At 63.3% G+C, this 26,194-nt stretch carries 26 protein-coding genes and 1 pseudogene; 16 read left to right on the forward strand and 11 right to left on the reverse strand.

Annotation, left to right across the window (positions count from 1 at the left end):
- Positions 1–136 precede the first annotated feature (136 nt).
- Positions 137–340 (reverse strand): twin transmembrane helix small protein, encoded by a 204-nt coding sequence (locus tag PC358_RS21830; protein ID WP_033702513.1) that lies wholly within the window; start codon positions 338–340, stop codon positions 137–139.
- 51 nt (positions 341–391) lie between these two features.
- Here PC358_RS21830 and PC358_RS21835 point away from each other — a divergent pair, with 51 nt between their 5' ends.
- The 5 genes from PC358_RS21835 to PC358_RS21855 are packed head-to-tail and all read left to right on the forward strand — an operon-like array spanning position 392 to position 4,275.
- Positions 392–1,135, forward strand: coding sequence for an SURF1 family protein (locus PC358_RS21835; RefSeq protein ID WP_033702514.1), 744 nt, complete (start codon positions 392–394; stop codon positions 1,133–1,135).
- Complete coding sequence (locus PC358_RS21840) at positions 1,101–1,685, forward strand: hypothetical protein (protein ID WP_033702515.1); 585 nt, start codon at positions 1,101–1,103, stop codon at positions 1,683–1,685. The genes PC358_RS21835 and PC358_RS21840 overlap by 35 nt, the downstream gene beginning before the upstream one ends.
- A gap of 9 nt (positions 1,686–1,694) precedes the next feature.
- A complete protein-coding gene (locus PC358_RS21845; RefSeq protein ID WP_033702516.1) occupies positions 1,695–2,768 on the forward strand; it encodes a COX15/CtaA family protein in 1,074 nt (357 codons plus the stop codon).
- Positions 2,753–3,646 (forward strand): heme o synthase, encoded by an 894-nt coding sequence (gene cyoE, locus PC358_RS21850; RefSeq protein ID WP_033702517.1) that lies wholly within the window; start codon positions 2,753–2,755, stop codon positions 3,644–3,646. Before PC358_RS21845 ends, cyoE begins: the two co-directional genes overlap by 16 nt.
- Positions 3,643–4,275: an SCO family protein gene (locus PC358_RS21855; protein WP_033702518.1), complete on the forward strand. Its 633-nt coding sequence runs from the start codon at positions 3,643–3,645 to the stop codon at positions 4,273–4,275. Before cyoE ends, PC358_RS21855 begins: the two co-directional genes overlap by 4 nt.
- A gap of 107 nt (positions 4,276–4,382) precedes the next feature.
- Here the strand turns inward: PC358_RS21855 and PC358_RS21860 are convergent, their stop codons facing one another.
- From PC358_RS21860 to PC358_RS21870, 3 genes are all read right to left on the reverse strand, one after another.
- The gene (locus PC358_RS21860; protein ID WP_033702519.1) at positions 4,383–5,153 is read right to left on the reverse strand and encodes a MetQ/NlpA family ABC transporter substrate-binding protein; all 771 of its coding nucleotides are present in this window, start codon (positions 5,151–5,153) and stop codon (positions 4,383–4,385) included.
- 64 nt (positions 5,154–5,217) lie between these two features.
- The gene (locus PC358_RS21865) at positions 5,218–5,889 is read right to left on the reverse strand and encodes a methionine ABC transporter permease (RefSeq protein ID WP_033702520.1); all 672 of its coding nucleotides are present in this window, start codon (positions 5,887–5,889) and stop codon (positions 5,218–5,220) included.
- A complete protein-coding gene (locus PC358_RS21870; RefSeq protein ID WP_033702521.1) occupies positions 5,889–6,896 on the reverse strand; it encodes a methionine ABC transporter ATP-binding protein in 1,008 nt (335 codons plus the stop codon). Before PC358_RS21870 ends, PC358_RS21865 begins: the two co-directional genes overlap by 1 nt.
- A gap of 226 nt (positions 6,897–7,122) precedes the next feature.
- On the opposite strand from PC358_RS21870, the gene katE reads away from it, so the two are divergent.
- A complete protein-coding gene (gene katE, locus PC358_RS21875) occupies positions 7,123–9,267 on the forward strand; it encodes a catalase HPII (RefSeq protein ID WP_033702522.1) in 2,145 nt (714 codons plus the stop codon).
- Between the two features lie 43 nt (positions 9,268–9,310).
- On the opposite strand, the gene PC358_RS21880 is transcribed toward katE, so the two are convergent.
- From PC358_RS21880 to zur, 4 genes are all read right to left on the reverse strand, one after another.
- Complete coding sequence (locus tag PC358_RS21880) at positions 9,311–10,018, reverse strand: PA5502 family lipoprotein (protein WP_033702523.1); 708 nt, start codon at positions 10,016–10,018, stop codon at positions 9,311–9,313.
- A 127-nt stretch (positions 10,019–10,145) separates the two neighbouring features.
- Positions 10,146–10,928 (reverse strand): zinc ABC transporter permease subunit ZnuB, encoded by a 783-nt coding sequence (znuB, locus tag PC358_RS21885; RefSeq protein ID WP_033702524.1) that lies wholly within the window; start codon positions 10,926–10,928, stop codon positions 10,146–10,148.
- Positions 10,921–11,694 (reverse strand): zinc ABC transporter ATP-binding protein ZnuC, encoded by a 774-nt coding sequence (gene znuC / locus PC358_RS21890; RefSeq protein WP_033702525.1) that lies wholly within the window; start codon positions 11,692–11,694, stop codon positions 10,921–10,923. The genes znuB and znuC overlap by 8 nt, the downstream gene beginning before the upstream one ends.
- Positions 11,691–12,176, reverse strand: coding sequence for a zinc uptake transcriptional repressor Zur (gene zur, locus PC358_RS21895; protein WP_033702526.1), 486 nt, complete (start codon positions 12,174–12,176; stop codon positions 11,691–11,693). The genes znuC and zur overlap by 4 nt, the downstream gene beginning before the upstream one ends.
- Positions 12,177–12,194: 18 nt before the next feature.
- On the opposite strand from zur, the gene PC358_RS21900 reads away from it, so the two are divergent.
- On the forward strand, positions 12,195–13,151 hold the full coding sequence (locus PC358_RS21900) for a zinc ABC transporter substrate-binding protein (RefSeq protein ID WP_095065497.1): 957 nt from the start codon (positions 12,195–12,197) through the stop codon (positions 13,149–13,151).
- Between the two features lie 51 nt (positions 13,152–13,202).
- Here PC358_RS21900 and PC358_RS21905 read toward each other — a convergent pair whose 3' ends face one another.
- Positions 13,203–14,153 carry a homoserine kinase gene (locus PC358_RS21905; RefSeq protein WP_033702527.1) on the reverse strand — a complete coding sequence of 317 codons (951 nt, stop codon included), beginning with the start codon at positions 14,151–14,153 and terminating at the stop codon, positions 13,203–13,205.
- A 69-nt stretch (positions 14,154–14,222) separates the two neighbouring features.
- Positions 14,223–14,510, reverse strand: coding sequence for a DUF2782 domain-containing protein (locus PC358_RS21910; RefSeq protein ID WP_010951520.1), 288 nt, complete (start codon positions 14,508–14,510; stop codon positions 14,223–14,225).
- 74 nt (positions 14,511–14,584) lie between these two features.
- Here PC358_RS21910 and polA point away from each other — a divergent pair, with 74 nt between their 5' ends.
- The gene (polA, locus tag PC358_RS21915) at positions 14,585–17,335 is read left to right on the forward strand and encodes a DNA polymerase I (protein ID WP_033702528.1); all 2,751 of its coding nucleotides are present in this window, start codon (positions 14,585–14,587) and stop codon (positions 17,333–17,335) included.
- 350 nt (positions 17,336–17,685) lie between these two features.
- On the opposite strand, the gene yihA is transcribed toward polA, so the two are convergent.
- Complete coding sequence (gene yihA, locus PC358_RS21920; RefSeq protein WP_033702529.1) at positions 17,686–18,318, reverse strand: ribosome biogenesis GTP-binding protein YihA/YsxC; 633 nt, start codon at positions 18,316–18,318, stop codon at positions 17,686–17,688.
- Positions 18,319–18,519: 201 nt separating this feature from the next.
- Here yihA and PC358_RS21925 point away from each other — a divergent pair, with 201 nt between their 5' ends.
- The 8 genes and pseudogenes from PC358_RS21925 to PC358_RS21960 all read left to right on the forward strand — a co-directional run bounded on the left by PC358_RS21925 (position 18,520) and on the right by PC358_RS21960 (position 26,186).
- Positions 18,520–18,822: a c-type cytochrome gene (locus tag PC358_RS21925; RefSeq protein WP_033702530.1), complete on the forward strand. Its 303-nt coding sequence runs from the start codon at positions 18,520–18,522 to the stop codon at positions 18,820–18,822.
- 31 nt (positions 18,823–18,853) lie between these two features.
- The gene (locus PC358_RS21930; protein WP_033702531.1) at positions 18,854–19,471 is read left to right on the forward strand and encodes a c-type cytochrome; all 618 of its coding nucleotides are present in this window, start codon (positions 18,854–18,856) and stop codon (positions 19,469–19,471) included.
- Positions 19,472–19,675: 204 nt separating this feature from the next.
- Positions 19,676–20,308, forward strand: coding sequence for a thiol:disulfide interchange protein DsbA (gene dsbA, locus PC358_RS21935; protein ID WP_033702532.1), 633 nt, complete (start codon positions 19,676–19,678; stop codon positions 20,306–20,308).
- 33 nt (positions 20,309–20,341) lie between these two features.
- Positions 20,342–21,174, forward strand: a pseudogene (locus PC358_RS21940) (endonuclease/exonuclease/phosphatase family protein).
- Between the two features lie 27 nt (positions 21,175–21,201).
- On the forward strand, positions 21,202–23,145 hold the full coding sequence (locus tag PC358_RS21945) for a GGDEF domain-containing protein (protein ID WP_033702534.1): 1,944 nt from the start codon (positions 21,202–21,204) through the stop codon (positions 23,143–23,145).
- 100 nt (positions 23,146–23,245) lie between these two features.
- Positions 23,246–23,638, forward strand: a complete 393-nt coding sequence (locus PC358_RS21950) for a hypothetical protein (RefSeq protein WP_033702535.1) — start codon at positions 23,246–23,248, stop codon at positions 23,636–23,638.
- 79 nt (positions 23,639–23,717) lie between these two features.
- Positions 23,718–24,494: an N-acetylmuramoyl-L-alanine amidase gene (locus tag PC358_RS21955; RefSeq protein ID WP_033702536.1), complete on the forward strand. Its 777-nt coding sequence runs from the start codon at positions 23,718–23,720 to the stop codon at positions 24,492–24,494.
- Positions 24,495–24,566: 72 nt separating this feature from the next.
- The gene (locus tag PC358_RS21960) at positions 24,567–26,186 is read left to right on the forward strand and encodes an EAL domain-containing protein (protein WP_033702537.1); all 1,620 of its coding nucleotides are present in this window, start codon (positions 24,567–24,569) and stop codon (positions 26,184–26,186) included.
- Positions 26,187–26,194: the final 8 nt, after the last annotated feature.

The raw sequence follows: 26,194 nt of genomic DNA on the forward strand, positions 1-26,194 counted from the left end.
GTGTAGGAGCGGCCTTGCGTCGCGAAAGGGCAGCGAAGCGGCCCCGGCGATTTATGTCACCACACAAAACCTGGGGCCGCTTCGCGCCCCTTTCGCGACGCAAGGCCGCTCCAACAAAAAGCGAGTGTGGGGTGATTCAGAAGGGCGCGTGAGAGACCAGCTGGCCACTGATCAAGCCGTAAGCCACCAGCCCGATGGTCAAGGCGGCCAGGGTCACGCGTACGGTCAGCGCTTTCAGTAAGCGCGTCGAGTTTTCATCGTCCTTGACCAGAAACACCAGCCCACTGAACAGGCTGGCAACCGTGGCCAACAGCATCAGGACAATTGCGGCCTTGAGCATGGCGCTTCTCCGGGGGGATGCAGTGATGTGGATAAGTATAGCGAGGCGCCCGTGAGGCCGTTTCGCCCAGGTTGGCTACCGACCCTGGTGGTGCTCGCGCTGCTGCCGGGCTTGATCGCGCTTGGCTGCTGGCAACTGGGCCGCGCCGAGCAAAAGCGCGCGCTGCTGGCGACCTATGCCGAGCGCAGCATTGATGCGCCCCTCTCTACTGCCCAACTGCAGCAACGCGACGATAGCGCTTTTCGCCGCGTGCACCTGTACGGCCGTTTCGATGCCGAACACAGCCTGCTGCTGGACAACCGCATGCGCGACGGCCAGGCCGGTGTCGAGCTGCTACAGCCCTTCCATGACCAGCCCAGCGGGCTGTGGCTGCTGGTCAATCGTGGCTGGTTAGCCTGGCCGGACCGCCGCGTGCCGGTGCACTTCGAGACCCCGGCGCAGGCGTTGGCGCTGGATGCTTCGGTCTATGTGGCGCCCGGCAGCACCTTCCAACTGCACCCCGACCCGGCCGGGGGCCAATGGCCGCACCTGCTGACCGCCATCGATGCCGCGCAGCTGTGGCAGCAGCTGAGCCGTGAAGGCTTCGCCCATGAACTGCGGATGCAACCCGGCCCGGCCGCCTATCGCCTGGACTGGCCAGTGGTCGCGATGGGCCCGGAAAAGCACCTGGGCTACGCCGTGCAGTGGTTTGCCCTGGCCGCCGCGCTGGTGCTGCTTTACCTCTACTTTGGCTGGCACAACAACAAGAAGGAGAACCACCATGGTCGCCACCACCAGCCCACTGGAAGTGCCTGAGCGCCGCAAGCCCAGAGCCCGCGGGCGTTTGCAGCTGGTCCTGATACTGCTGGTTGTGCTCGGCCCGATGATCCTGGCCACCAGCATGTACAAGCTCAAGTTCTGGGTGCCGGAAGGCCGCAGCTATCACGGCGCGATGATCGGCAATGGTGAAAGCCGCACGGATATCGGCGTGGCAGGCCAGGACGAGCGTTGGCAGTTGCTGGTCAGTGCGCCCGAAGCCTGTACCGAGGACTGCCAGCGCCTGGTGTATCTGGCCCGGCAAATCCAGGTCGGCCTGGGCCGCGATGCCAGCCGCGCAAGCCATGCGCTGGCAACCGCCCAACCGCTGACCGCCGACTACCAGGCACTGCTTGGTCGCGAGTACCCGCAGTTGCAACGCTACCCACTGGATGCTCCGCGCTACCTGCAGCAGGTAGGCGAGCCTGGCCCGCAACTGTGGATCGTCGACCCCCACGGCAACCTGGTGCTGCGTTACGACAGCAAGGCCAACGGTAAGCACGTGCTGGACGACCTGCGCCACCTGCTCAAGCTCTCCAACATCGGCTAGGAGCCTGCCATGGCCAGACCCGGATTGCGCCTCGCTGTGTTCGCCACCCTGCTGGCACTGCTGGTCGTGTTGCTCGGTGCCTATACCCGCCTGACCCATGCCGGCCTGGGCTGCCCTGATTGGCCAGGCTGTTATGGATTTATCAGTGTGCCCAAGACCGACGCTCAGCTGGCCCACGCCGAAGTGCACTTCCCCGAACACCCGGTGGAGGCCGCCAAGGGCTGGGCCGAAATGGTCCATCGCTACTTCGCCGGCACCCTGGCGCTGGTGATCGCCTGGCTGGCCTTGCAGGCCGTACGCCGCCATGCGCGTGATGGCCAGCCCTACCGCTTGCCCGTGCTCTTGCTGGCGGTGGTGCTGGCCCAGGCGGCGTTTGGCATGTGGACAGTGACGCTGAAACTCTGGCCGCAAGTCGTCACCGCGCATCTGCTGGGTGGGTTCACCACCTTGAGCCTGCTGTTTCTGCTGTGCCTGCGGCTGTCCCGGGCCTTTGCGCCGCTGCCTAAGCTACCGCTGAGCCTACGCCGCATTGCGGCTCTGGCGCTGCTGGCGGTGGTCGGCCAGATCGCCCTGGGCGGTTGGGTCAGCGCCAATTATGCGGCGGTCGCCTGTATCGACTTGCCCACTTGCCATGGCCAGTGGTGGCCGGCGGCGGACTTCAGCAACGGCTTCCACCTGACCCAGCACGTCGGCCCCAACTACCTAGGCGGGCAACTGGACAGCGATGCGCGCACGGCCATCCACATCAGCCACCGGTTGGGTGCGTTGCTGGTCAGTGCCGTGCTGCTGATGCTGAGCTTCAAGCTTTACCGCTGTGGCCTCGCTGGCCTGGCGCGGCTGGTGCTGTTGGCCCTGGCGGTGCAGGTCGGGCTAGGCATCAGCAACGTGCTGTTCCACCTGCCGCTTGGCGTGGCAGTGGCCCATAACGCCGGCGGGGCCATGCTGTTACTGAGCATGGTGCTGGTGAACTACCGCATCCGCGTGGTCGACAAAGTGCGCGTCGGCCACGGCTGGCGCCTGACGCCGGTGGTGGGCGTGGATATCTCGCACCCAATGAGGAACGATTCGTGGCGACGCTTCTAGGCGCACAACGGGCAGGCTGGCGCGACTATCTGGAGCTGACCAAGCCCAAGGTGGTGGTGCTGATGCTGATCACTTCCCTTGCAGGGATGTTCCTCGCCAGCCGCGCAGGCGTTGCCTGGAGCGTGCTGCTGTTCGGCAACCTGGGCATTGGCTTGTGCGCGGGTGGCGCTGCGGTGGTCAACCATGTGGTGGACCGGCGTATCGACGCCTTGATGGCGCGCACCCACAAAAGGCCATTGGCTGCAGGCCGGGTCGCGCCGCTGCCGGCGCTGGCCTTTGCCTTGGCCCTGGCGTTGCTGGGCATGGCGCTGTTGCTGGTGTTCACCAACGCCCTCACCGCCTGGCTGACCCTGGCTTCGCTGCTGGGCTATGCGGTGCTCTACACCGGCTTTCTGAAGCGTGCAACACCACAGAACATCGTGATTGGTGGCCTGGCCGGCGCGGCGCCGCCGCTGCTTGGCTGGGTGGCGGTCAGCGGCCATGTCAGCGCCGAGCCTTTGTTGCTGGTGCTGATCATCTTCGCCTGGACCCCACCGCACTTCTGGGCCCTGGCCATCCACCGCAAGGAGGAATACGCCAAGGCCGATATCCCGATGCTGCCGGTGACCCACGGCGAGCGCTACACCAAGCTGCACATCCTGCTCTACACCCTGATACTGTTGGCCGTCACCCTGCTGCCCTATGCCATCCACATGAGCGGCCCGTTGTACCTGGCCTGTGCCCTGGCCCTGGGCCTGCGCTTCCTGCATTGGGCCTGGGTGTTGTACCGTGGCAGCCGCCCGCACGCGGCAATCGGCACCTTCAAGTACTCTATCGGCTACCTGTTCGCGCTGTTCGTCGCGTTGCTCCTTGACCACTACCTGTTGCTGAATCTATGACCCGAACCCAGAAAACCGTCTTCATCCTCGTCGCCCTGGTCGCGTTGATCCTGGGCCTGACCGTCAACAAGGTGCTCAATGGCCGCGACCAGCCCAACCCGACGGAGCTGATCGATGCCGGCATCATCCTCTTGCCGCAGAGCCGTACGGTGGCGAACGTGACCATGACCAACCAGGACGGCCAGCCCGTGGCGCTGGATGATCTGAAGGGCAAGTGGTCGTTGCTGTTCTTCGGCTACACCTACTGCCCGGACATCTGCCCAACCACGTTGGCCCAGTTGCGTCAGGTGAAGAGCGAACTGCCCAAGGAGGCCGTGGACCGCTTGCAGGTGGTGCTGGTGAGCGTGGACCCGAACCGCGACACGCCGAACCAGCTCAAGCAGTACCTGGGTTACTTCGACAAGGATTTTGTCGGGGTGGCGGGGTCGATCGAAGACACCCAGAAACTGGCCAATGCCTTGAGCATTCCGTTCATTCCGGCGGATACCAGCAAGCCTGGGTATACCGTGGATCACAGCGGCAACCTGGCGATTGTGGGGCCGGATGGGCGTCAGCGCGGGTTCATTCGTGCGCCGTTCAACAACCAGAAGCTGGTGGCGCAGTTGCCCGGGCTGGTGAAGCGGGATTGAGATTTTGGGCCTGCTGCGCAGGCCTTTCCGACCGGTCCGGCGCCCCGGCAAGGCCGCTCCTACAGGGGAATGCGATCCCTTGTAGAAGCGGCCCCATGGATTTCGGATCAGAAAGCAGGTACTACAGCGCCCTTGTACTTCTCGTTGATGAACTGCTTCACCTCTGGCGAGTGCAGTGCAGCCGCCAGTTTCTTCATGTCATCCGAGTCTTTGTTGTCCGGGCGGGCAACCAGGATGTTCACATAAGGCGAGTCGCTGCCTTCAATGGCCAGCGCGTCCTTCGCAGGGTTCAGCTTGGCTTCCAGCGCGTAATTGGTGTTGATCAGGGCAGCATCGACCTGGGTCAGCACGCGCGGGATGGTGGCCGCTTCCAGCTCACGGAACTTGATGTTCTTCGGGTTCTCGGCAACGTCCTTCACGGTCGACAGGATATTGCTGTTGTCCTTGAGCGTGATCACGCCGGCCTTGGCCAGCAGCAGCAAAGCACGGCCGCCGTTGGTGGCGTCGTTGGGAATGACCACGGTGGCGCCCGAAGGCAGCTCGGCGAGCTTCTTGTACTTGGACGAGTACACGCCCAGCGGCTCGATGTGCACGCCGGCAACGCTGACCAGGGCGGTGCCCTTGGCCTTGTTGAACTCATCCAGGTACGGCTGGTGCTGGAAGAAGTTGGCGTCCAGGCGCTTTTCGGCGACCTGCACGTTCGGCTGGATGTAGTCGGTGAATACCTTGACCTTCAGGTCCACGCCTTCTTTAGCCAGTTGTGGTTTGACGAACTCGAGGATCTCGGCGTGCGGCACCGGGGTGGCGGCAACGGTCAGGGTATCGGCGTGGGCCGAAAAGGCCGCGACAGCGGCAGCGACAGCAAGCAGCTTCTTCATGAATCACTCCTTGTGAGGGCCGCGACGGCCCCCGAACGGGTCGGCCAGGCCGACCCCATTGGGGTTACTTACGGGAAAAATGCACGACCAGTTTGTCGCCCACACTTTGCAGGACTTGAACCAGCACCAGCAGCAGCACCACGGTCACGACCATGACATCGGTCTGGAAGCGCTGGTAGCCGAAGCGGATGGCCAGGTCGCCCAGGCCGCCCGCGCCCACCACACCGGCCATCGCGGTGTACGAAACCAGGGTGATGGCGGTGACAGTGATGGCTGCGAAGATGCCCGGGCGGGCTTCCGGCAGCAAGGCACTGGTGATGATCTGGCGCGTCGTCGCGCCCATCGACTGGGTGGCCTCGATGATGCCGCGGTCGACCTCGCGCAGGGCGGTTTCGACCAGGCGCGCGAAGAACGGCGTGGCCCCTACCACCAGCGGCGGAATGGCCCCGGCGACGCCCAGCGAGGTGCCGGTGATCAGCACGGTGAACGGGATCATCACGATCAGCAGGATGATGAACGGCAGCGAGCGCAGGATGTTGACCACCAGCGACAGCAGCGCGTACACGCCTTTCTGTTCGAACATCTGGCGTGGGCCGCAAAGGAACAGCAGCACGCCCAGCGGCAGGCCCAGCAGCACGGTGAAGAACAACGAGCCGAACAGCATGACCATGGTGTCGACGGTGGCCAGCCAGATTTCGGCCCAGTCGACGTTGGCGAAGAAATTCAGGGCGTCCATCAACGCAGTACCTCCATATGTACGTCAGCTGCCTTGAAGCGGTCGAACGCCGCTTCCATGTCGCCGCCGGTGACGGCCAGGGTCAGCTGCCCATAGGGGACATCCTTGATGCGGTCGATACGCCCGGCCAGGATGCTGTAGTCGACGCCGGTCTCGCGGGCCACGGTGCCCAGCAGCGGTGCGTAGGTGGCCTCGCCCTGGAAGGTCAGGCGCACGATGCGCCCCGGTACGTGGGCGAAGTCGTCGCGCTGTTCGCCTTCATCGACCTGTTCGTCCTCCTGGACGAAACGCTTGGTAGTCGGGTGCTGCGGGTGCAGGAACACATCGGCCACCGAGCCCTGCTCGACGATCTGCCCGGCGTCCATGACCGCCACGCGGTCGCAGACCCGGCGGATCACGTCCATTTCGTGGGTGATCAGGACGATGGTCAGCTTCAGCTCACGGTTGATCTCGGCCAGCAGTTGCAGCACCGACGCGGTGGTCTGCGGGTCGAGGGCGCTGGTGGCCTCGTCGCACAGCAGGATCTTCGGGTTGGTGGACAGGGCACGGGCGATGCCCACGCGCTGCTTCTGGCCGCCGGACAGCTGCGCCGGGTACTTCTTGGCGTGGTCGGAAAGCCCGACGCGGGCCAGCAGCTCGGTGACGCGCTTGTCGATCTCGCTGCGCGACAGCCCGCCGGCCAGGGTCAGCGGCAGGGCGACGTTGTCGGCCACGGTCTTGGATGCCAGCAGGTTGAAGTGCTGGAAAATCATCCCGACCTGCTGGCGGAAGCCGCGCAGTTGGTTGGCGTTGAACGCGGTGACGTCCTCGCCATCGACGATGATCGTGCCGCCCGAGGGCTCTTCGAGGCGGTTGATCAGGCGCAGCATGGTGCTTTTGCCGGCGCCGGAATGGCCGATCAGGCCGAACACCTGGCCGTCTTCGATGGTCAGGCTGGTCGGGTTGAGGGCGGGGATTTCCCTACCGGCGACGCGGTAGGTCTTATGGACATGTTGGAACTCGATCACGTAGCGAACCTTGTGGGGCGCATGGAATTTTGGGTCAGCGGTTAGCTGGGGTCGCGCATTTTAGCCTTTTCCCATAGCTGTTCTTAGCATTTATTTCGTCATGCACCAACCCAGCGGGCATAACGCGACAACCGGTAAAGCTTATTGAACGTAGCCAATCGGGCTCCAGTCACTACTAGAACAAGCCCACACGGGCAAGCCTGAAGACTGATGAGGAAAGCCGACCATGCCCAGCAAGAAAACGGACGCGCCCAAAGAGAGCCAGGCCGCCGGTACCCAGACGCCCGACAAGGCCAATACCAATGCCAAACTGCAGAGCCTCGAGGCTGTGCGCAGCGATGCGACGGGCCAGGCTTTGCGGACCAACCAAGGCGTGCGCATCGCCGACAACCAGAACACGCTCAAGGCCGGTGACCGCGGGCCTTCGCTGCTCGAAGACTTCATCATGCGCGAGAAGATCACCCACTTCGACCATGAGCGCATCCCGGAGCGGATCGTCCACGCACGCGGCACCGGTGCCCATGGCTACTTCCAGAGCTACGGCAACCATGCTGCCCTGACCAAGGCCGGTTTCCTGCAGGACCCAGAGAAGATCACCCCGGTATTCGTGCGTTTTTCAACCGTGCAGGGCCCGCGCGGCTCGGGCGACACCGTGCGAGATGTACGTGGCTTCGCGGTGAAGTTCTACACCGATGAAGGCAATTTCGACCTGGTCGGCAACAACATGCCGGTGTTCTTCATCCAGGACGCGATCAAGTTCCCCGACTTCGTGCATGCGGTCAAACCCGAGCCACACAACGAGATGCCTACGGGCGGCTCGGCCCACGATACGTTCTGGGACTTCGTTTCGCTGGTGCCGGAGTCTGCGCACATGGTCATGTGGGCCATGTCCGACCGTGCCATCCCCCGCAGCCTGCGGATGATGGAAGGCTTTGGCATCCACACCTTCCGCCTGATCAATGCCGAAGGGGTGGCCAGCTTCGTCAAGTTCCATTGGAAACCACGCCAAGGGGTTCACTCGGTATTGTGGGATGAGGCGCAGAAACTGGCGGGTAAGGACACCGACTTCCACCGCCGCGACCTGAGCGAAGCGATTGAGATGGGTGACTACCCAGAGTGGGAGTTGGGCGTGCAGATCGTGCCCGAAGCCGACGAGCATAAGTTCGAATTCGACCTGCTCGACCCCACCAAGATCATCCCCGAAGAACTGGTGCCGGTCACGCCGCTGGGCAAGATGGTGCTCAACCGCAACCCCGACAACTTCTTTGCCGAAGTGGAGCAGGTTGCCTTCTGCCCTGGGCATATCGTGCCTGGCATCGACTTCTCCAACGACCCCCTGCTGCAGGGCCGGTTGTTCTCCTATACCGACACCCAGCTGAGCCGCCTGGGCGGGCCTAACTTCCATGAAATCCCGATCAACCGCCCGGTTGCGCCGAACCATAACAACCAACGTGACGCGCTGCACCGGCAGACTATCCACAAGGGCCGCGCCTCGTACGAGCCGAACTCGATCGATGGCGGCTGGCCGAAAGAAACCCCTGCCGCAGCCCAGGATGGCGGCTTCGAGAGCTACCAGGAGCGTATCGATGCGGTGAAGATACGCCAACGCAGCGAGTCGTTCGGTGATCACTTCTCGCAGGCGCGGTTGTTCTTCCAGAGCATGAGCCCGAATGAGCAGCAGCACATCATCAAGGCCTACAGCTTCGAGCTGGGCAAGGTTGAGCGTGAGCATATCCGGGTGCGTGAGGTAAATGAGATTCTGGCCAACATCGACCTGAAACTGGCTGCGGCCGTCGCGGCCAACCTCGGCCTGCCTGCGCCCAAGGCCGGCACGGTTCAGGTCAAAGGCAGCAAGCTCGCGAAATCGCCCGCCTTGAGCCAGATGAACCACCCCGGCGATGTAGGCATCAAGGGCCGCAAGATTGCCGTGCTGGTGGCTGACGGCGTGGACGGTGCCAGCGTCGATCAACAGGTCAAGGCGCTGGAAGCGCACAGTGCTCGCATCATGGTGCTCGGGCCTACGTCGGCGCCGGTTAAAACCGCCCAAGGCAAGCCACTGCCGGTGGATGCGTCGATGGAGGGCATGCCATCGATCATGTTCGACGGCATTGTGGTGCCGGCTGGCAAGGCGTCGTTGGATGCGTTGGGTGCCAGTGGGCTGGCCAAGCACTTCCTGCTAGAGGGTTACAAGCATCTGAAGGCGATCGCGCTGGCCAAGGAAGGCAAGGCGTTGCTGGATAGCTTGGGGCTCAAGGAAGACAAGGGCCTGCTGCTGGGGGATGACCAGAAGACCGTGGATGCCTTTGTGAAAGCGGTTGAAGGGCATCGGGTGTGGGAGCGGGAGGCGGCTGCTGAAGCAGTACCAGCCTGACAGGGCCGCTTCGCGGGGCAATCCGACTTGCCCCGCCAAGCATTCAGCGCTGGTGCGGGACCAGTACCACCTGCGCCGGCAATTTGCGCTGGATTTCATGCTTCTGCTTCAGCGCAAAGCTGCTGTCGAGCTTGTGAACGCGCTTTTCCAGCAGGGTCTTCAGCCAAGGTGCGTCCTCGGTGCGTGGTACCTGAAACACCACCTCGCACTGGTAATTGACCACGTCCTTGGCAATCTCATCGAGCTGACGGCGCATGGCAGCCATGTCCGTAGTCTTCAGCGCAATCACCGTACTTGGCGCAGTCGGGTCGATGACCCGCGCCTGGGGCTTGGCCTCGGCAGCTTTCAACGCCGCCTCGGCTTTCTCCAGCTCGGCTTTGCGCGCCTGGCTGACGGCATCACCACCGGTTACTGCCGGGGCTTGCGGCATCAGGGCGCGGGCGCGGGCCAGGGCGGTGGCCGCAGCGTTGACATCGCCCTTCTGCAGGACGATCTGGCTACGCTGCAGATACGCCTCGGCCAACTGCCGCTGGTATTGCTCCAGGCGCGGGTCTACCGGCGACTGTGCCTGCAATGCAGCCAGCTGGTCTTCGGCGGTGGCCAGCTCATTGCTGGCAATGTTTTGTTGCAACTGCTGCCAGGCATCGGCTTGAGCAGGTGCATCGGCCTGTTCGACCGGTGCGCTGGAACAGGCAGCCAGGAACAGGGAAAACGCGGCTACAAGCAGATAACGGGAGGCGAACGGCTTCATTCCTGCGACTCTCTATTTGCGCAAAAAGCGAGCAAGTCTACACCCAGGTGCGCACGCTCGAAAACAAGTCTTACAGACCCTTTACCCGTGAAAAGGTTGCAGGGCGCGCCTTCGGGCGCCCTGGCTTTCAGCGTTTCGGCAAGGCCAGGCTCAGCAAGAATAGCACTGCCGCGCAGACCACGATCGAAGGGCCGGCTGGGGTGTCCTTGAACCAGGACATGGCCAGGCCGCCACAAACCGCGGTCACCCCCAGCAGGCTGGCACCCAGGGCCATCTGTTCGGGCGAGCGGGCGTGGCGCTGCGCCGCAGCGGCCGGGATGATCAGCAACGAGGTGATCAGCAGCACGCCGACGATCTTCATCGCCACGGCAATCACCACCGCAATCAACAGCATCAATGCCAGGCGCAGGCCCGCCACGGGCAGGCCCTCGACCATGGCCAGTTCCTCGTGCACGGTCACCGCCAGCAAGGGCCGCCACAGTGCGGCGAGCAACAGCAGCACCAGTGCGCTGCCACCGAGGATCCAGGCAAGGTCCGTGGTGCTGATGGCCAGCAGGTCGCCGAACAGATAGGCCATCAGGTCGATGCGCACGTCGTGCATGAAGCTCAGCACCACCAGGCCCAAGGAAAGCGTGCTGGGGGCAAGGATGCCGAGCAGGGTGTCGGAGGCCAGCGGTTGGCGTTGCTGCAAAGTCACCAGCAGGATCGCCAGCAGCAGGCAGCCCACGGTCACTGCCAGGGCTGGGCTGACGTCCAGGGCGAAACCCAGGGCGACGCCGAGCAAGGCGGCGTGGGACAGGGTGTCGCCAAAATAGGCCATGCGCCGCCACACCACGAAAGACCCTAGTGGGCCGGCCACCAGCGCCAGGGACAGACCGGCAAGCAGGGCGTAGAGAAGAAAATCAGCCATGCTTGCAGTGCTCTCCGTGAACATGGGTGCCAGGGGCGACCACCGAGCCATGCAGGTCGTGGCTGTGGTCGTGATGGTGGTGATAGATGGCCAGGCTTTTCGCGTTCTGGCCGAACAGCTCGACGAAGGCCGGGTCGCCGCTGACTTGCTCCGGGTGGCCGGAACAGCACACGTGGCGGTTGAGGCAGACCACCTGATCGGTGGTGCTCATGACCAGGTGCAGGTCGTGGGAGACCATCAGCACGCCGCAGCCGTGGCGGTCGCGCAGGCGGGTGATGAGGTTGTACAGCTCGGTCTGGCCGACCACATCGACGCCTTGTACCGGTTCGTCGAGCACCAGCAGTTGCGGCTCGCGCAGCAGGGCCCGGGCCAGCAGCACGCGCTGCATTTCGCCGCCGGAAACGGTCTGGATCGGGTTGTCGATAACGTGCTCGGCGCCCACTTCCTGCAATGCCGACAGCGCCGCTGCCCGGTCGACGCCAGGCACCAGGCGCAAGAAACGCAGCACCGACAGCGGCAGCGTGGCGTCGACCTGGATTTTTTGCGGCATGTAGCCGATGCGCAGGCGCGGTTTACGCCATACCTTGCCCCGGTGCGGCTTGAGCAGCCCCAGCACGGCGCGTACCAGGGTAGTCTTGCCTGCCCCGTTGGGGCCGATCAGGGTGACGATCTGGCCCGGCGCCACCGACAAGTCGATGCTGTCGAGCACCGCTTCGCCGGCGAAGGTCACACCGACCTGCTCCAGGCGGATCAGCGCGTCGCTCATGCCGCGCTCCGGCAGCTGCCGCACAGGCCTACCACTTCCACGGTCTGGGTTTCGACGCTGAAGCCGACGCCCTTGGCGCTGTTGATGATGGCGTCGCTGATGCTGGCCTGCTCCAGCTCGATGGCCACATGGCAGGCGCGGCAGATCAGGAACTGGCCCTGGTGCACGTGCTCGGGGTGGCTGCAGCCAATGAACGCATTGAGTGAGGCGATGCGGTGCACCAGGCCGTTGTCGAGTAGGAAGTCCAGAGCGCGGTACACGGTTGGCGGTGCGGCGCGGCGGCCATCCTGCTCGCTGAGCACGGCAAGAATGTCGTAGGCGCCCAGCGGTTTGTGGCTTTGCCATACCAGCTCCAGCACACGGCGGCGCAGCGCGGTCAGGCGCAACCCTTGGCGGGTGCACAAGGCATCGGCTTCGGCCAGTGCGCTGTGTACGCAATGGGAGTGATCGTGGGGGCGGTTGGCCAGCGGCGTGATGGACATGGGCAGCGACGGTTCTGGATGGAGACGTTATTATGTTACCTGTTTCTGGCGAGCCGAGTATTCACCGTGTCCCGATTCCTAGCCCTTTTTGTCGCTTTCATCGCATTTTCAGCCCAGGCCGACGTGCGTGTGCTGACCAGCATCAAACCGCTGCAGCAGATCGCCGCCGCCGTTCAGGACGGGGTCGGCAGCCCGGATGTGCTGCTGCCGCCTGGCGCCTCGCCGCACCATTACGCCCTGCGCCCCTCCGACGTACGGCGCGTCGCGGACGCCGACCTGCTGTACTGGATCGGCCCGGACATGGAGAACTTCCTGCCCAGGGTGCTCAAAGGCCGAGACAAGGCCACCATCGCGGTTCAGTCGCTGACCGGCATGCAGCTGCGCCATTTTGGCGAAGACAGCCACTCGCATGAAGAAACCGACCAGGACGACCATGATCACGACCACCGCCCCGGTAGCCTGGATGCGCATCTGTGGTTGTCGTCGGTCAATGCCCGGGTGATCGCGGCGAAGATGGCGGCGGACCTGGCCGAGGTCGACCCGGCCAATGCCACGCGCTATCAAAGCAACCTGAAGGCATTCGTCGAGCGCCTGGATGCTCTGGATGGGCGCATCAAGGCACGTGTGGCCGGCATCGCCGACAAGCCGTACTTCGTGTTCCACGAAGCCTTTGACTACTTCGAGGCCGCCTATGGCCTGAAGCACGCCGGGGTATTCAGCGTGGCTTCGGAGGTGCAGCCGGGCGCCCAGCATGTGGCGGCCATGCGCAAACGCCTGCAGGAAGTGGGCAAGACCTGTGTGTTCAGCGAACCGCCGCTGCGCCCGCGCTTGGCCGAGACGTTGACCGCCGGGCTGCCGGTGCGCCTGGCCGAGCTGGATGCCCTGGGCGGCACCGACCCAGTGGACGGCAAGGGCTATGAGCGCTTGCTGGAGAAGCTGGGGGGTGATCTGGCCGGGTGCCTGGAGCAGTTGTAACCCTGTAGCGGCTTCTTCGCGGGCTTGCCCCGCGAAGAAGCCGGCGAGGTTCTAGAGCGCGAACGGCAGGTGCAACGCCACTTGCTGGCGCTGCGCCAGGCGCACCTCGAACTCGCTCGGGTCATGGATCATCACATCCATCCCGGCAAACGACTCCGCCGCGATCAGGCGCGACAGCCAGAAGCGCACGCAGCCGACCCGCAACATTTCCGGCCACAATTCGGCCTCGGCTGCGGTGAACGGCCGCAGCGCCGCATAGGCCGCCAGCAGCGCCTGGGCCCGTGGCACATCGAGCGCGCCCTGCTCATCGATGCACCAGTCGTTCACGGTGATGGCGATGTCATACAGCATTGGGCCCGAGCAGGCGTTGTAGAAGTCGATCACCCCGCTCAGGTGGGTACCTTCGAACATCACGTTGTCGCGGAACAGGTCGGCGTGCAGGTTGGCCCGTGGCAAGGCCAGGATCTGCGCCTTGTGCGCGTTGATTTCGTCCAGCGCAGGCTGCAGCAGCGCAACCTGTTCGGCCGTGAGGCGCGGCATCAGCTCGGCCCCCGAGGCCAGCATCCAGTCCAGGCCGCGGTCGGTCTTGCGCTCGATGACGTGGTGACGGGTAGCCAGGTGAATGTGCGCGAGCAATTCGCCTACCTGCGCGCAGTGCTGGTTGTTCGGCACCTTGATGTGCTTGCCCGACAAGCGCGGCTGCAGCAGTGCAGGCTTGCCGCACAGTTCGCGCAGGCCATTGCCGTCGCGGTCACGCAGGGCGTAGGGCACCGGCATGTCGGCGGCGTGCAGCACGTCGAGCAGCTCGATGAAGAACGGCATGTCTTCGCTCGGGCCACGTTCGATCAGCGTCAGGACGAACTCACCCTGTTCCAGGCTGACGAAGAAGTTGCTGTTTTCGGTGCCGGCGGCGATGCCCTGGAAATCGAGCAGACGGCCCAGCTGGTACGGCGCCAGAAAGGTTTCCAGCTCAGGCCGGGTCACAGGGGTGAAGACTGACATGATGAAAAAATGCCCATACGGGCACTTCCGCCGGGAAGTGCCGGGTTGATGTGAACGATACGCGTCAGCTTACCACTCGAAGATCTTCCAGGACGGAATCAGCATGTCCGGCTGGTCGGAACGAATGAAATTGGCATCAGTGCCATCGGCGCGTACCAGAAAATAAGGCTTGCCGTTTTTCGGCGTGATCTTGATCGCATACAGGAAGCCGTTCTGGCGGTATTCCTGGATGGTTTTATCGCCTTCCGTGCGAATGGTCACCTCGGGATCGGCCGAGGGGGCGTCGTCCGCCGCCAGGGTGACGACTGGCATGGTTGCCAACAGACCGAGCAGTAACAGGCGATTGAGTGTACGCATGATAACCTTGTCCCTTTGTCGTCATTGATCCGGCTATTCTAGCTCCGGACCCGCCGAAAAGGTTGATTCTGCTCATGAGCCAAGCGCCCCTCGTCCTGGTGGACGGTTCCTCCTACCTCTACCGCGCTTTCCACGCATTGCCGCCGCTGACCACCTCCAAGGGCATGCCTACCGGCGCGGTGAAGGGTGTGCTGAACATGCTCAAGAGCCTGCGCAAGCAATACCCCGACAGCTTGTTTGCGGTGGTGTTCGACGCCAAGGGCGGTACCTTCCGCGATGCCATGTTCGCCGAGTACAAGGCCAACCGCCCGAGCATGCCTGACGACCTGCGGGTGCAGATCGAACCGTTGCATGCCAGCGTCAAGGCCTTGGGCTACCCGCTGCTGTGCGTCGAGGGCGTGGAGGCCGACGATGTGATCGGCACCTTGGCGCGCAGCAGTGCGGCGCAGGGCCGCTCGGTCATCATTTCGACCGGTGACAAGGACATGGCGCAGCTGGTGGACGGGCATGTCACCCTGGTCAACACCATGACCGGTAGCGTGATGGATGTTGCCGGGGTGCACGAAAAGTTTGGTGTCGGCCCTGAGCACATCATCGATTTCCTCGCCCTGATGGGCGACAAGGTCGACAACATCCCCGGCGTGCCGGGCGTGGGCGAGAAGACCGCTGCCGGCCTGCTGACAGGTATTGGTGGCGGCCTGCGCGACGTCTACGACAACCTCGACAAGGTGCCGACCCTGAGCATCCGCGGCGCCAAGACCCTGCCGGCCAAGCTTGAAGAGCACCGTGAGGCGGCGTTCCTGTCCTATGAGCTGGCCACCATCAAGCTCGACGTGCCGCTGGATATCGAAGTCGAGGCGCTGGTCTGCGGCGAGCCAGACCGTGATGCATTGCTGGCCTTGTACACCGAGATGGAATTCAAAAGCTGGGTCGCCGACGTTCAGCGCGAAGCCGCCAGGGCCGGGGCGACCGTGACCGTGCCGGAGGACGCGCCGGCGGCCAAGGTCGAACCCAAGTACGAGACGGTGCTCGACCAGGCCCGTTTCGATGCCTGGCTGGACAAGCTGCGCCAGGCCCCGCTGTTCGCGTTCGACACCGAAACCACCGGCCTCGATGCCCAGCAGGCGCAGCTGGTCGGCCTGTCGTTTGCGGTCGAGCCGCATGAGGCGGCGTATGTACCGCTGACCCACGACTACGAAGGCGCCCCGGTCCAGCTGGACCGCGAGGCCGTGCTGCTGGCGCTCAAACCCCTGCTGGAAGACCCGGCCAAAGCCAAGGTCGGGCAGAACGCCAAGTACGATATCAACATCCTGGCCAACGGCGCCCCGGCCATCCAGATGCGCGGCGTGGCCTACGACACCATGCTCGAGTCCTATGTGCTGGACTCCACGGCCACCCGTCACGACATGGACAGCCTGGCGCAGAAGTACCTCGACCACACCACCATCACCTTCGAGCAGATTGCCGGCAAGGGCGCGAAACAGCTGACCTTCAACCAGATCCCGCTGGACAAGGCCGGCCCGTACGCTGCCGAAGATGCCGACATCACTCTGCGCCTGCACCAGGCACTGCAGCTGCGCCTGGCCAAGACCCCAAGCGTGCAACCGGTGCTGATGGACATCGAGATGCCGCTGGTGCCGGTGCTGGCGAAAATCGAGCGCCAAGGCGCGTTGGTGGATGCCGAACTGCTCCACGTGCAAAGCGGCGAACTGGGCGTGAAAATGGCTGAACTGGAGCGCCAGGCCTATGAACTGGCTGGCGAGACGTTCAACCTCGGCTCGCCCAAGCAGTTGGGGGCGATCCTCTACGACAAGCTGGGCATGCCGGTGCTGAGCAAGACTGCCAAGGGCCAGCCGTCCACCGCCGAGGCGGTACTCGACGAGCTGGCCGAGCAAGGCTACCCGCTGCCCGAGGTACTGATGCAGTACCGCAGCCTGAGCAAGCTCAAGAGCACCTACACCGACAAGCTGCCGGGGCAGATCAACCCGCGCACCGGGCGCATTCACACCTCTTATCAGCAGGCAGTGGCCGCCACCGGGCGCCTGTCGTCCAGCGACCCGAACCTGCAGAACATCCCGATCCGCACCGCCGAAGGTCGGCGTATCCGTCAGGCCTTCGTGGCCAGCCCCGGTTACAAGCTGCTGGCGGCGGACTATTCGCAGATCGAACTGCGCATCATGGCCCACCTGGCCAAGGACGAAGGTTTGCTGCATGCCTTCCGCAACAACCTCGACGTGCACCGCGCCACTGCTGCCGAAGTGTTCGGTGTGGCGCTGGAAAATGTCACCACCGACCAGCGCCGCAGCGCCAAGGCCATCAACTTCGGCCTGATCTACGGCATGAGTGCCTTTGGCCTGGCCAAGCAGATTGGCGTCGACCGCAAGCAATCCCAGGACTACATCGACCGTTACTTCGCCCGTTACCCAGGCGTGCTGGCTTACATGGAGCGCACCCGCGCCCAGGCGGCCGAGCAAGGTTTCGTCGAAACCCTGTTCGGCCGCCGGCTGTACTTGCCGGATATCAACGCCAAGAACCCGGCCCTGCGCAAAGGCGCCGAGCGGACGGCGATCAACGCCCCGATGCAGGGTACTGCGGCCGATATCATCAAGCGGGCGATGGTCAACGTGGACAACTGGCTGACCGAGAGCGGCCTGGATGCCCGGGTGATCCTTCAGGTGCACGATGAACTGGTGCTGGAGGTGCGTGAGGAGTTGGTCGAGCAGGTGAAAGATGAAATCCGCCTGCATATGAGCCGTGCCGCACAGCTGGATGTGCCGTTGCTGGTCGAAGCAGGAATTGGCGCGAATTGGGACGAAGCTCACTGATTGAGCCTGCAAAGCTGTGTAGGATCTGCGACGTAGTGACGCGGATCCTGGCATAGCTAGATGCCATTAGTGCTGGGGTTTCATGAAACTATCGCAAATAGTTTTCAAGGCTTCGGAACTAAACCGGTGAAGCGGAACTCAGAGTAACTGAATGGCTGGTGAAGCCCTTCGATGCTCCTATGTTGTGTTAAGTGTTGGCAGATATCTGGACCCCGCCCTAGCGGTCCGGACTTGGACCCCGAACTTCCCCCTCCCCATACGAAGTCCGGGGTTTTTTTTGCCTGGGATTTGACCACCCTACGATCCCTGGAGCGGCCTTGCGGCAAGGCTCCAGGATCAGTGATCAGCCTTTATTCCGCAGGCTTGTCTTCCAGTTCCATCCAGCCCGCCAGTACGCGGTAGGCCTCTTCGAGCCCCAGGCGCTTGGGCGCCGAGAACAACTGGATGGTCACCGCGTCGCCCCACCCCTTGCGGATCTCGGACTGCACCTTGAGCAAGGTGTTCTTGCCCGCGCCGTGGGTCAGCTTGTCGGCCTTGGTCAGTAGAATGTGCATCGGCATGCCGCTGGCCTTGGCCCAGTCGAGCATCATCTTGTCGAAGTCGGTCATCGGATGGCGCACGTCCATCATCAAGATCACCCCGCGCAGACACTCGCGGCTGCCCAGGTAGGCTTCCAGGTGGCGCTGCCAGTGCTGCTTGAGCGGAATCGGTACTTTTGCATAACCGTAGCCCGGCAGGTCGACCAAACGCCGTTCATCGTCCAGACTGAAGAAATTCAACAGCTGGGTGCGCCCCGGGGTTTTCGAGGTACGCGCCAGGCTGGCATGAGTCAGGGTATTGAGGGCGCTGGATTTGCCGGCGTTGGAGCGGCCGGCGAAAGCCACCTCGTAACCCTGGTCGTCCGGGCATTGTTCGACCTTGGCAGCGCTGAGGGCGAATGTGGCTTTCTGGCAGAGGCCGAGGATGGGGTTCTTGACTTGCATGGGATATCCGATGTGGGTGTTGCCTGACTCTGAAGGCTCGAGCCTGGCAAGCGGTGTCGTTTCCGTTTGGATGGCGGAAGTATATAATGCCCCAGTTTTTGTGTGCTCATTCTCCCAGCGAAGGAGAGCGAGCATGGGGTGTCGAACAATAGCTCGCGCATCAGAACGCAGCGCGGCCCCCAACCCTGAAGGTCGTTCCGCATGGCGAAATGGCTGCTTGCTGTCGGTATGTTCCTGCCGTTTTTCAGCGCACAGGCTACACAGGATCCCGAGGTGTTGTACAACCGCACGTGTGCGGCCTGTCACGCCGGGCAGTTGCCCCAGGCCCCCCAGCGGGGTAACCGGGCAGCGTGGGAGCCAAGGCTGGCGCAAGGTGTGGATGTACTCGTGAGGCATGTGACCCAGGGTTTCAAGGCTATGCCGCCGCGTGGATTGTGCATGGACTGCAGTGCCGAGGACTACCGTTTGGTCATCCTTTGGATGAGCGGCAGTCCCGATACATAACATTTCACCCTTAGCCGTGTTGGATTAGCTGATGAACAAACTAGTCGTGAGTCTGCTGTTGACCATGGGTGTCGCAGGTGCGGCCACTGCTGCGCAACCTATCAAAGGCGATGCCGCCGCCGGCCAGGCCAAGACGGCCGTCTGTGGTGCCTGCCACAACCCCGACGGCAATAGCCTGGCACCGAACTTCCCGAAACTGGCAGGCCAGGGCCAGCGCTACCTCGAAAAACAACTGCACGATATCAAGTCCGGCAAGCGCACCGTGCTGGAGATGACCGGCATGCTGGCCGCCTTCAGTGACCAGGACCTGGCCGATATCGCCGCGTACTTTGCCAGCCAGAAGGGCAGCGTCGGGGCGGCCGACCCCAAGCTGGTCGAGCGTGGCCGTGCCCTGTTCAACGGCGGCGACCTGGAAAAAGGCCTGCCTGCCTGTACCGGCTGCCACTCGCCCAACGGCGCAGGTATCGCCTTGGCCGGCTTCCCGCACCTGAGCGGGCAGCACGCGCAGTACGTGACCAAGCAGCTGACCGAGTTCCGTGAAGGCGTGCGTACCAACGATGGCGACGCCACGACCATGCGCACCATCGCGGGCAAGCTGAGCAACCACGATATCGAAGCGTTGGCCAGCTACATCCAGGGCCTGCACTGAGGTGGTTGTCGATTTCTTCGCGGCTGAACCCGCGAAGAAATTGGCGCATTAACATTCGGTTAATGTTGTAAGGCAAAGATGAAAGGGCGGCCGGACCGCCCTTTTTTGCGTCCGCAGCCGTTACACTACAGAACTCGGGCCTGGCCCGACCTGTCTCAGGTACAGGTCGCGTCGAGGCGACCCATGAATGCTCAGGAGTAAAGCATGCGTAAACTGATTCTCAGCGCTGCGTTGGTCGCCGCCAGCGTATTCGGTATGACCGCCGTTCAGGCCACCGAGCCTGATGCCGGCAAGCCCTATATCGAGCTGAGCAACCCTGTTCCGGTTTCCGTGCCCGGCAAGATCGAAGTGGTCGAGCTGTTCTGGTACGGCTGCCCTCACTGCTACCACTTCGAGCCGACCATCAACCCGTGGGCCGAAAAGCTGCCAGCGGACGTCAACTTCAAGCGCGTACCCGCCATGTTCGGTGGCCCGTGGGACGCACACGGCCAGATGTTCCTGACCCTCGAAGCCATGGGCGTCGAGCACAAGGTTCACGCGGCAGTGTTCGATGCCATTCAGAACCAGAAAAAACGCCTGACCGACCCAGAGGACATGGCCGACTTCCTCGCCACTCAAGGCGTGGACAAGGACAAGTTCCTCGCCACCTTCAACTCCTTCGCCATCAAAGGCCAGGTCAACCAGGCCAAAGAACTGTCGAAGAAGTACGAAATCACCGGCGTACCGAGCTTGGTCGTCAACGGCAAGTACCGCTTCGACCTGGGCACTGCAGGCGGGCCTGAAGGCGTGCTGAAAGTGGCCGACCAGCTGATCGACAAGGAGCGCGCCGCTAAGTAAGCGGCGTACCCATGCCCCGCTTCAGAACCACGCGTGGCATTGGCCTGCACCAGCCGCAGGTCAACGAGCATCACCTGCAGGCTCCGGGCCTGCCAGAGGATGGTCGCCTGCGGCTGCTCAGTTTCAACATTCAGGTCGGCATCAGCACCGAGCGCTACCGGCACTACCTGACCCGCAGCTGGCAGCACCTGCTGCCGCATACCGGGCGTGCCGGCAACCTGCAGAAGATCGGCCAACTGCTCGGTGACTTCGACCTGGTGGCCCTGCAAGAAGCCGATGGTGGCAGCCTGCGCTCAGGCTACATCAACCAGGTCGAACACCTGGCTCACCTGGGTGCCTTCCCCTATTGGTACCAGCAGCTCAATCGCAACCTTGGCCGCTTTGCCCAGCACAGCAACGGCGTGCTCAGCCGTCTCAAGCCGCAACACCTTGAAGACCACCCTTTGCCCGGCCCGTCCGGTCGCGGTGCAATCCTGGTGCGTTTCGGCGAAGGTGAAGATGCGCTGATCGTGGTGATGATGCACCTGGCACTCGGCGCCAAGACCCGTGCCCTGCAGCTCAGCTATATTCGCGAGCTGATCGGCGGCTACCGCCATCAGGTGTTGATGGGTGACATGAACACCCATGCCACCGACCTGCTGGAGCGTTCGCCCCTGCGCGATCTGGGCCTGGTTGCCCCTCAGGTCGAGGCCACCTTCCCCAGCTGGCGACCGCAGCGTTGCCTGGACCATATCCTGCTCAGCCCAACCCTTACGCTTGAGCGTGTCGAGGTGTTGGCGCAGCCAATTTCCGATCACCTTCCCGTTGCCGTCGAGATTCGATTGCCTGATGCATTGACTGTGGATACGCTGCCGGTTTTGAGCTAATTGCCATCACCGTTTGCGGACCTGGGCATGACTGACGACGCTGAGCGCTGGAAAGAGAAATACCTTAAGAGCATCGAGCAGCAAGAGAAGCTTGAGCGCCGTTGGGACGCACGTCTCGACCTGCTGCGTCGCGGGCTCGTGCGCAGCACCCTGGCCGCCGAAGGTAGCGACAAGGTGGTGGACGCGTGCATGAAGGAAATGCGCGAGGTCATCCGCAGCGACAATATGGACGCGGGCCTTGCCGGGCTGATCCCGCGCCTGGAAAAGGCGGTGCTGGACTCCGAGCAGCGCCGGGAAACCCGCATGAACCAGGTCAGCGATGCGCTGACATCGCTGGTGAGCCAGCTGCAAGGCCTGCCGTTGCCGAGCGACATCTCGCGGCCGCTGAAAAAGCTGGCGAAGAAGCTCGATGGTGGGGTCGCCCAGTCACGTGAACTGCCCCCGCTGCTGGGCGAGCTGAGTGGCCTGCAAGGCCGCGCACTCTCTGCCCTGGGCAAGCCCGAGGAAGAGCGGCCGGGCTTTTTGCAGCGTTTGTTTGGCGGGCGCGAGAACGAGCAACCCGGCGAAGCTGACGCCGACGCCGAGGCTACGCTGGCAGCAGCGCCTGCGGGCGTGATGGCAGACGCAGTGCCGCAGCCGGCAGCAGCCCCCGTACAGCGCACAGCCGAGGACCCGCAGCCCGACGATGTGGACGCCCTGCTGCCGTTGCCAGCCCCGCTGACTGAGGCACAGGCGCCTGAGGGCCCGGCGCTGATCGAAACCACAGACACGCCGGCCACGCCACAACCTGAGTCCTTGCCGGACGAGGCGCCCGAGCTGGCTACTACCCTCATCTCTCCCGCAGCTGAGGCAGAACCTGCGCAGGCGCTCGAAGACACCTTCGGCGAAGACGGCCCTTATGCCCTGCCCTATGCGGTAGAGCCGCCCTACAGCCAAGTGGCCGCACACATCGAACAGACCCTTATCGGCCTGCTCGACGACCTCAGCCTGCCCGAACGGCACAAGGCCCAGGCCCAGGAAATGCGCGAGCGGGTGGCGCGTGGGCTGAATTGGTATGAGCTGATCCCGGTGCTGGATGACCTAGCGGTGCTGATGTTGGCGATAACCGACAGCGGCCAGCACGAATTCGAGACCTACCTGCAACAGATCAACGAGCGCCTGGAAAGCTTCCAGAGTCACCTGCACGAAGCCAGTGCCGGGCATGCCGACAACAGCAGCGCCGCCCAGGCGCTCGATACCCAGCTGCGCAAGCAGGTCGATGGGCTGCAGAGCAGTGTGCAAGGTGCCGCCGATGTGGACAGCCTCAAGCACATCCTGGAAAACCGCCTCGAAGGCCTGTTGGTAACCATGGACGAACACAAGCACGAGCGTGATCGTCGCGAGCAGGAGCTCGCCGGGCGCCTGCAAGGCCTGTCCGAGCGGGTGGCGAACATGGAACACGAGGCGCTCGGTTATCGCGAGCACCTCGAAGAGCAGCGGCAAAAGGCGTTGCTGGACCCGCTGACCGGCCTGCCCAATCGCGCGGCCTGGAGCGAGCACCTGGAACGCGAGATGCTCGACTGGCATGAAAGTGGCGGCCATCTGGCCATGGCGATCCTCGACCTGGACCACTTCAAGCGCATCAACGACAACTATGGGCACCTGGCGGGGGACAAGGTGTTGAAGATCGTCGCCGACCAGCTGCGCAAACGCCTGCGAGGGCGCGATTTCATTGCGCGCTTCGGCGGTGAGGAGTTCGTGCTGCTGTTCCCGCAGACCTCGCCAGCGGCCGCCGCCCAGATGGCCGAGGTACTGCGTGCGACCATCGAAGCGTGCCCGTTCCACTTCAAGGGTGAACGCGTGGTGATCACCGCCTCTATCGGGCTGGGCGCGTTTCGTTCGGGCGAGCGCGGCGACCAGGTGCTCAAGCGCGCCGACACCGCGTTGTACCGGGCCAAGGATTTGGGGCGAAATCGAGTGGAGCAGGGGTAAATATGTACCGCGTTGCGGGCTGAGAAGTGTTCGAGACTGGCTTGCCGTGATGCTGAATCACCAGCAGCGGTCGATTGAACTACTTACTCAGGAGTCGAAAATGACCAGATGGACGCTGCCACTGATAGTGAGCCTGACATTCCATGTCAGTGCCATGGCCGCAGATGATCACTGGACGGCGCATATCAGCGCCGAGGGTGAAGTGCTGCGATCTTGGCCGAAATGGATCGAAAAAGTAGAAAAGACACCGCAATCCAACTACTTCACGCAGTACAAGATGCACCTCAACAAGCACATCGTTCAGCAGGACCCCAGGTTTTGTTCTGTTTCGCCGATTGATGGGAGCACGCAGACCCGCTTGTTGCATGGCCACGCCAAAGTTGTTGGTATGCCGAGTGTTGACGGGGGCGTTACCATTAACACCCAGCTGATAGACGTCAACGGCGCCAGTGGAGACAATTCGCTGGCGTTCATGCTGATGTGCATGCGTTGAGGCTGCTTGAGCCGCGCCGTCTGAAAGGGGCTCGTTATACTGTGGCTAACTTATCTATTCACGTTGACGTGCCCTTTCGATGAAGACCCTTTTAGCAACGCTTTTACTGATGATATTGACCGGCTGTTCGACGGGCCTGCGCATCGACCGCAGCCACCCTTCGGTCAACCAGGACAACCGTATCCAGTTCATCGTCCTGCACTACACCAATGCCTCGCTTGAGCGCTCATTGGCGCTGTTGACCCACGGCGAGGTCAGCAGCCATTACCTGATTGGCGACGGCCCGGCCACGGTCTATCAGCTGGTGGATGAAAGCCGCCGTGCCTGGCATGCCGGTGACAGCCAATGGCAGGGGCGCACTTGGTTGAACTCCACCTCTATTGGCATCGAAATCGTCAACCCAGGGTTCACCGACACTCCCAATGGCCGGGTCTGGCACCCCTACAGCGAAGCCCAGGTGCAGTCCTTGATCGCACTGCTCAAGGACATCGTCACGCGCAACAAGATCGACCCCCGGCACATCGTTGGCCACAGCGATATCGCACCTTTGCGCAAGCTCGACCCGGGCCCGTTGTTCCCGTGGAAGCGTTTGGCTGATGCCGGCATCGGTATCTGGCCCGAGGCTAACGCCGTCGCCCGTCAACAAGCCTTCTTCAGCGTCAACCCGCCCAGCGTGGGCTGGTATCAGCAGGAACTGGCGCGGTTCGGCTACGCCATCGCGCAAACCGGTGAGCTGGACGTTGCCACGCGGCATGTGATCGCCGCGTTCCAGATGCGTTTCCGGCCACAACGCTTCGATGGCATGCCCGACGCGCAAACGGCCGCCATGCTGCAGGTGCTCAACCGCATGCGTTGAGCTGAGGCGCCCAACGGCGAGGGCGATTCCTGATCCAGTTGCTATACCTTAGTAATCAACTGGATGCCCTTGATGTCAGCCCTCATCTCCACGCTGCGCCAAATTTTTTACCGTCCCTGGATGCTGGCCTCACTGGCGGCGCTGGCCAGCGCCGCGCTGTTGCTAACCGCCAGCATCGGCATTGCCCTGCAGCAGATGAAGCAAAGCGAGAGCGCACAGATGAATGCCCGGGGAGAGCGCTTTCTCGAACGCCTCGAACAGGTGTTCGGCCAGTTGCGTGAAGGGGTGGATATCTTGCAGGCGCAGCCCTTGCGAGGTTGCAGCCCGCAGATGCTGGCGGCGTTGCAGCAGGTTGGCCTGAGTTCGCGCTTCATTTATGAGGCGGCCTACGTGGACGCCAATGTCGCCTGCTCCAACCGGGGTGATGAGCGGGCGTTCGAACCCCTGCGGGCGCCCGACATCAAGGGCCCGACCTACAGCTATTGGCTCAATACCACTACCGAACCCAACGAAAACCTGGCGGCCTTGATGCTAGGGCGTGGCAATTTCGTGGTGTCCACCTCGCGCGGGCACCTGACCGATGTGGTCCACTTGCCGCCCGGCGGCAGCCTGGTGGTTGTGCTGGACAACGGTACCCGGGCAATCCCGGTACTGGGCCCACCGCAGGTCTGGCCCCCGCCCTCGGCCTGGACGGCCAGCCACAAGTCGCTGCTGGAGCTGAGCGACCGCCTCATCTACCGCATGCCAACCAAATCTCCGGACTATCAACTGGTGCTGATCGCGCCGCGTGCCAGCCTGCCCCTGCGCATGAACGGCATGCTCTGGCTGTTGTTCCCCGGCAGCGTGCTGGCCGCCTGTTGCATCGGCTGGCTGGTGCTGCAGTTGATTCTGCAGCGCCGGTCGATGAGCTCGGAGTTGCAGAACGCGCTGCGCCGAGGCGAGTTGCAGGTGCTGTACCAACCGATCATCGAGCTCGACACCCGGCGCTGTGTCGGCGCCGAAGCCCTGGTGCGCTGGCGCCGCCCTGACGGCACCCTGACCAGCCCGGACCTGTTCATACCCCTGGCCGAAAATACCGGGCAAATCCGCCAGATCACCGATTTTGTCCTGCAACGTGTGCTCGAACAGCTTGGCCAGTTGCTGCGTTCGCACCGCAACCTGTACATCTCGGTGAACCTTGCAGCGTGCGACGTGATGGTCCCTCGTATCGGCCGGGTCGCGGCGCGGTTGCTGGCCCAGCACCGGGTCTCGGCCAGCCAGATCGCTTTCGAGGTCACCGAGCGCGGCCTGATCGACGTGGTGGTAGCCCGTGACAACCTGCAGGCCCTGCGTGCGTTGGGCCATCAGGTGTTGATCGACGATTTCGGCACGGGTTATTGCAGCCTGGCCTATCTGCAGACCTTGCCCGTCGACTGCCTGAAGATCGACAAGGCCTTCATTGATGCCTTGGGGCATGACGCCGCCAGCAGTGGCGTGGCCCCGCACATCATCCGCATGGCGCATGACCTGCACCTGCGAGTGATTGCCGAAGGCATCGAATGCGAAGACCAGGCGGTGCTGCTCTACAGCGAAGGGGTCAACTATGGGCAGGGCTGGTTGTTCGCCCGCCCGTTGAATGCCCGCCAGTTTGCCGAACTGGTCACCCGCGGCCGGCGCGAGGGGGCTGGGCGGCGGGCCAACGATGAGTCCTGAGGCCCGCC

This window comes from Pseudomonas capeferrum, from assembly GCF_000731675.1.
In the GTDB taxonomy this organism is placed as follows: Bacteria; Pseudomonadota; Gammaproteobacteria; order Pseudomonadales; family Pseudomonadaceae; genus Aquipseudomonas; species Aquipseudomonas capeferrum.

Excerpts from the sequence above, each read along its gene's own strand:
- znuC (WP_033702525.1), bottom strand. The coding sequence starts at position 11,694 with ATGAGCGACGCGCTGATCCGCCTGGAGCAGGTCGGTGTGACCTTCGCC.
- PC358_RS21840 (WP_033702515.1), top strand. The coding sequence starts at position 1,101 with ATGGTCGCCACCACCAGCCCACTGGAAGTGCCTGAGCGCCGCAAGCCC.
- znuB (WP_033702524.1), bottom strand. The coding sequence starts at position 10,928 with ATGGCTGATTTTCTTCTCTACGCCCTGCTTGCCGGTCTGTCCCTGGCG.
- PC358_RS21905 (WP_033702527.1), bottom strand. The coding sequence starts at position 14,153 with ATGTCAGTCTTCACCCCTGTGACCCGGCCTGAGCTGGAAACCTTTCTG.
- PC358_RS21880 (WP_033702523.1), bottom strand. The coding sequence starts at position 10,018 with ATGAAGCCGTTCGCCTCCCGTTATCTGCTTGTAGCCGCGTTTTCCCTG.
- PC358_RS21845 (WP_033702516.1), top strand. The coding sequence starts at position 1,695 with ATGGCCAGACCCGGATTGCGCCTCGCTGTGTTCGCCACCCTGCTGGCA.
- dsbA (WP_033702532.1), top strand. The coding sequence starts at position 19,676 with ATGCGTAAACTGATTCTCAGCGCTGCGTTGGTCGCCGCCAGCGTATTC.
- PC358_RS21830 (WP_033702513.1), bottom strand. The coding sequence starts at position 340 with ATGCTCAAGGCCGCAATTGTCCTGATGCTGTTGGCCACGGTTGCCAGC.
- PC358_RS21925 (WP_033702530.1), top strand. The coding sequence starts at position 18,520 with ATGGCGAAATGGCTGCTTGCTGTCGGTATGTTCCTGCCGTTTTTCAGC.
- polA (WP_033702528.1), top strand. The coding sequence starts at position 14,585 with ATGAGCCAAGCGCCCCTCGTCCTGGTGGACGGTTCCTCCTACCTCTAC.
- katE (WP_033702522.1), top strand. The coding sequence starts at position 7,123 with ATGCCCAGCAAGAAAACGGACGCGCCCAAAGAGAGCCAGGCCGCCGGT.
- PC358_RS21855 (WP_033702518.1), top strand. The coding sequence starts at position 3,643 with ATGACCCGAACCCAGAAAACCGTCTTCATCCTCGTCGCCCTGGTCGCG.
- PC358_RS21930 (WP_033702531.1), top strand. The coding sequence starts at position 18,854 with ATGAACAAACTAGTCGTGAGTCTGCTGTTGACCATGGGTGTCGCAGGT.
- yihA (WP_033702529.1), bottom strand. The coding sequence starts at position 18,318 with ATGCAAGTCAAGAACCCCATCCTCGGCCTCTGCCAGAAAGCCACATTC.
- PC358_RS21910 (WP_010951520.1), bottom strand. The coding sequence starts at position 14,510 with ATGCGTACACTCAATCGCCTGTTACTGCTCGGTCTGTTGGCAACCATG.
- PC358_RS21960 (WP_033702537.1), top strand. The coding sequence starts at position 24,567 with ATGTCAGCCCTCATCTCCACGCTGCGCCAAATTTTTTACCGTCCCTGG.
- zur (WP_033702526.1), bottom strand. The coding sequence starts at position 12,176 with ATGTCCATCACGCCGCTGGCCAACCGCCCCCACGATCACTCCCATTGC.
- PC358_RS21860 (WP_033702519.1), bottom strand. The coding sequence starts at position 5,153 with ATGAAGAAGCTGCTTGCTGTCGCTGCCGCTGTCGCGGCCTTTTCGGCC.
- PC358_RS21865 (WP_033702520.1), bottom strand. The coding sequence starts at position 5,889 with ATGGACGCCCTGAATTTCTTCGCCAACGTCGACTGGGCCGAAATCTGG.
- PC358_RS21950 (WP_033702535.1), top strand. The coding sequence starts at position 23,246 with ATGACCAGATGGACGCTGCCACTGATAGTGAGCCTGACATTCCATGTC.
- PC358_RS21900 (WP_095065497.1), top strand. The coding sequence starts at position 12,195 with ATGGAGACGTTATTATGTTACCTGTTTCTGGCGAGCCGAGTATTCACC.
- PC358_RS21945 (WP_033702534.1), top strand. The coding sequence starts at position 21,202 with ATGACTGACGACGCTGAGCGCTGGAAAGAGAAATACCTTAAGAGCATC.
- PC358_RS21955 (WP_033702536.1), top strand. The coding sequence starts at position 23,718 with ATGAAGACCCTTTTAGCAACGCTTTTACTGATGATATTGACCGGCTGT.